This is a genomic window from Kitasatospora sp. NPDC041917, assembly GCF_055589745.1.
Genome location: NZ_JBVJBI010000090.1, coordinates 1 through 4,076 on the forward strand (window position 1 = coordinate 1; position 4,076 = coordinate 4,076).

The following is a 4,076-nucleotide window of genomic DNA, read 5'->3' on the forward strand; positions in this document are numbered from 1 at the left end:
TGATACCGGTGGGCTCGCGTATTCAACCGTCGCGAGTTGACCCACCTCGTTCCGGTATTGCTACTGAGCGTGACAGCCTTGGGGGGAGACTTTGGGTGTCAGGGGCATCCGGTTGGATGAGCACGTGACTGTCTATGACGTAGCTCGTCGGCTCCCTTCCATCGCTGACCTGCGGAACCTGTGCCGCTCACTGGCGATGCTCGATGCGATCTTGAGCCCGGACTGGGAGGGCCGGTACTACTCCTTCAACGCCGGCTGGGCTGACGGCGAGGAGATGGCGTCGATGCGCAACGGCTCGGGGGACGAGTACTCCATCGTGTTCTCGGCGGCCGGGGCCTATATCCGTGGCTTCGACCACGAAGCGCCGATGAGCCCGTACGGCAACGACGGCGAGCCCTGGCCGGGAGTGATCGACGAGGTTCCGGAAGCCTTCAAGCCCTTCGTCGCGGAGCCCGCGTTCACCGATGAGGACGACGTGCCCGTCGTGACGGCCTGTCTGTGGCGGGAGGCGACGGACGATCGGTGGCGGCACGGCGTGATCGACTTTCCCACCGGATGGTCCGACCCCGACGGGGCGACGGGTCTGTTCGAGCTCCTGGTCGACCGTTCCCCGGAGGCGTTCCAGCGCTTCGCCGAGGACTACTACGAGGTTTCCGTGGACCTGGAAGCGGTGCGCGATGTGTATGCCTTGCGACCGCTGAGCCATGAGCTCGTGTCATCGCTGAACCCGGAGGTCACCCTCGTAGACCTGGCCGAGGACATCGCCGAGATCGGCTACCCGCAGCCGCTCCGGGATGCGACTTGAGCTTCAACCGTCGGTGAGTGGATGGGGAGCCCAGCCCGCCGGTGATCGAGTGTGGTCGCCTGCGGCGTATCGGCTCCAGGTTCCGCCGTTCTCCCGGAGGAGTCGGCTGGTGGTCTTGTCGTGGTAGCCGAGGGCGTCCGCGACGACAGGGGCGGGCAGTTCGAGGAGTTGCTGTCGGATGGCGGCGCCACGGGCGGCGGCGACCGGGATGCCGATTTCGCCCAGGAGCGCGGACAGGTGGTCGGGGCGGGCTGGCTGGCCGGCTCGACGGCCGGGGAAGAGCCAGCGGGACGCCTGGTTGGTGGCGGTGTTCATGTTGCCGCGGTCCGCGATGTACGCCAGCAGCAGGGCTGCGACCGGCGAGGGGACGGGTGAGGCGGGTTCCCCAAGCCGGAGAAGCGTGGTCTCTCCGTCGTGGAGCACGTCGTCGATCGTCAGCCGGACGATCCGGGTGAGGGGTTGCGCGTAGAGGAGGACGATGACGCCGGTGACGCGGAGGCGCATCGGTGTGTCCGCGTCGGTCAGCAGCCGGCCGAGTGCGGCCAAGCGTTCGTCCTCGCTCAGGGCGGGTCGCCGGGAGATCCTCTGTGCGGGGATGGAGAGGGAACGTGGGCATCGGCGGCTCTGCATCGCCCAGTTGAGGAAGGGCCTCAGGGAGGTGCGGCCGCGTTCGGTGTTCTCGGCGAACCAGGCGTCGATGTCGAGCTGGCCCAGGGACGCGAGGGTACTGTTCCGGGCGCTGAGCGACTGCAGGAAGGCTGTCGCGCAGGTGATCTGCTCGGCCGCGAAACGGCGGACGCTCGGTGTGATCCGACTGCGATCGGCTCGTTCCCGCAGGTGGGGAAGGACGCGCCAGGTAGCGAAGAGCTTGATCGTCTTCAGGTGTTCGGGTTCCGCGATGCCGGCCAGGTGGCCGGGCAGCCATCGTTGGAAGGAGCAGATGTACTTGTCGACGGCGGGTAGGACTCCGCTGGCCATCAGGAGTTCTTCCAGGTGAGCCGCTGCCCGCCAGGGCTGTAGTTCGTGGAAGGCGTCGTGGGTCAGGGGGATCTGTCCGAGGCCGAGCCGCCGCAGCATCTGGGAGGCGTTCCCGGGTTGGCCGCGGCGCATGTCGAGCCAGGACAGGCCGCTTCCCGGCTTGTCCATCGCCACCAGCAGGTTGAACAAGGGTGTCAGCGCGGGCCGGACGCGGCCGGTGCCGTCGTCCAGGAGGGCGGTCAGCCGGTCGGTGAGCGTGCAGCGTTCGCAGAGCCGGCCGCCCAGGAGTTTGCCCTCGAAGCCGCAGCGCGAGCAGTCGAAGGTCTGGGAGAAGCCTGCGCAGGTCGTGCAGATCGCGGAGCCGTCGACGGGGTGGCGCCCGGGGAGGGCGCGCTCCCGGCCGCAGCCAGGGCAGGTTCCTCGCGTTCGCACCGCGCGGTCCGAGCAGGTCCGGCAGACGTATCCGTCCGGCCAGGTGCCGGACTTGTGCCTGCGGCGGCCGCAGCGGCAGCAGTCGGCCATGAACCAGCGTTCGTACTGCTCGTCGGTGGCGTAGGGGCGGCTCATGCGTCGGGCAGGATGCGGGCCGCGCGGGGCCGGAGCTTCGCGACGTTCGCGGGCGGGGTGGGCAGGTCGCCGGTGGCGGTCTTGCGGACGCCGGCGTTCTCGGCGGTGGTGGTCACCAGGTCGGCCGGTGTGCAGGAGAGGATGTCGCAGATTGCGGACAGGACCTGCAGCGACAGCCGCTCCGGGGTTCCTGAGACCAGGCGGTGGATCTGGGAGGCGGACAGGTCGATGCCGCGTTCGCGCAGCAGTGGGACCAACTCGGTCGCGGTGAAGATGCGGTGCTGGGCCATGACCTCACGCAACCGCCAGGTGTAGCCGACCTTGCGCTTCATGCCTGCCTTCCGTTCTGGGCCTGGAGGGCGGCGGCGACGGTGGCGTCCAGGTGCCGGCGCAGGGTGCGGGTGCGGAAGTCCGAGGAGACGCAGGTGTAGATGGACGTGGTGCTGGCGTGCTCGTGACCGACCTGTTCCTGGACGAAGCGGGGGTCCCAGCCGTCCTCGATGAGGTGGGTGACGTAGGACCTTCGGAAGGAGTGGTAGTCCAGTCCGTCGTCCAGGCCCAGGGCCTTGCGGTAGGTGATGAAGCGGGAGTTGATGCGCTGGCAGCCGATCCGCATCCCGCGTTCGGACGGCCAGGCCGCCGGGTTGCCGTCGGTGCCCAGCAGCGGGCGGACCTCGGTGAACCACTCGTCCAGGACATCGGGGGTCCAGCCGAACACGGTCAGCACGCCGCGGCGCTTGGGCGGTGAGCCCTTCTTGGCCTTGCCGAACCGGACCTGGCAGCGGCCGAACTCGCCGTACTCGGCGCCGTGCGGGTTGCGGCCGAAGTCGGCGGCGTCGAGCATCCGCGTCTCGTTGCGCCGCAGTCCGTAGGCGTAGGCGGTCTTGAACAGGGTGGCGTCGCGGAACGCGGGCAGCCAGCCCTTGCGGCCGAAGGCCCTGATCCGGGCGACCTCGTCGTCGCAGTGCTCGAAGAACGCGTGCAGCTCGGCCTTGGTGAACGCCCGCTTCTTGGCGTCGGCCTCGTTGTCCTGGACGTGCACCGCGGTGTTCCACTCGTGGACGACCTGGACCGGGTGGGTGCCGAACCGTTCCTCGCACGTGGCCACCCAGTCGTAGAGCGGGTCGGTGATGAAGTGGCAGAACGCCCGGACCGCCTCCGAGTAGGACCGGATCGTGGAACGGCGCAGGTCCCTCAGCGAGCGCAGGTCACCGAGCCATTCGTCGACCATCGCCGGCGTCCAGTGCCACGGGTAGGTGTTCACGTACGCGGCGAACGCCTTGACCGTGTTCTCCCGGCCCTCCACCGTCGTCCGGGCCAGATTCCGCGCGAGCTGCTGGTTGGCGAATCCGGTCAGCATCGCGGTGAAGACCTGTTCCTCCGGCCGCAGCAGCGCGACTCCGTCCACCAGGTGCAGCCGTGCCGCACCTGGGATCGACCCGTTGAACCCCACCGGTCCACCACCCTCCGTCACTCGCGTCGTATGCGAGAAAACCGCATCTGATGCGAGTCGGCCGACAAACCGCAGGTCAGTCAGCCGGACGAGTGACACCGAGTAGCATCATCGTCACGTCCGTCGCTACCGTCACCACCAGCAGACCGGGCTAACTTCCATGGTCAGCGTGCTGATTAGCGCCATTGCCCCCGACGATTCGCGGACCGTCGCGAGTTCGCATCGGATGCAATTGGCGGCGCTTGGAACATCCGTGCCAGATCGTGCGCTAAG

At 68.4% G+C, this 4,076-nt stretch carries 4 protein-coding genes; 1 reads left to right on the forward strand and 3 read right to left on the reverse strand.

The features are described from left to right. Positions 1-106 precede the first annotated feature (106 nt). Positions 107-805 (forward strand): hypothetical protein, encoded by a 699-nt coding sequence (locus ACZ6EM_RS40165; protein ID WP_465774648.1) that lies wholly within the window; start codon positions 107-109, stop codon positions 803-805. Between the two features lie 3 nt (positions 806-808). Here the strand turns inward: ACZ6EM_RS40165 and ACZ6EM_RS40170 are convergent, their stop codons facing one another. The 3 genes from ACZ6EM_RS40170 to ACZ6EM_RS40180 are packed head-to-tail and all read right to left on the reverse strand — an operon-like array spanning position 809 to position 3,803. After that, on the reverse strand, positions 809-2,350 hold the full coding sequence (locus ACZ6EM_RS40170) for a hypothetical protein (protein ID WP_465774645.1): 1,542 nt from the start codon (positions 2,348-2,350) through the stop codon (positions 809-811). After that, a complete protein-coding gene (locus ACZ6EM_RS40175) occupies positions 2,347-2,682 on the reverse strand; it encodes a helix-turn-helix domain-containing protein (protein WP_465774646.1) in 336 nt (111 codons plus the stop codon). Before ACZ6EM_RS40175 ends, ACZ6EM_RS40170 begins: the two co-directional genes overlap by 4 nt. Beyond that, the gene (locus ACZ6EM_RS40180) at positions 2,679-3,803 is read right to left on the reverse strand and encodes a tyrosine-type recombinase/integrase (protein ID WP_465774647.1); all 1,125 of its coding nucleotides are present in this window, start codon (positions 3,801-3,803) and stop codon (positions 2,679-2,681) included. The genes ACZ6EM_RS40175 and ACZ6EM_RS40180 overlap by 4 nt, the downstream gene beginning before the upstream one ends. Positions 3,804-4,076 lie beyond the last annotated feature (273 nt).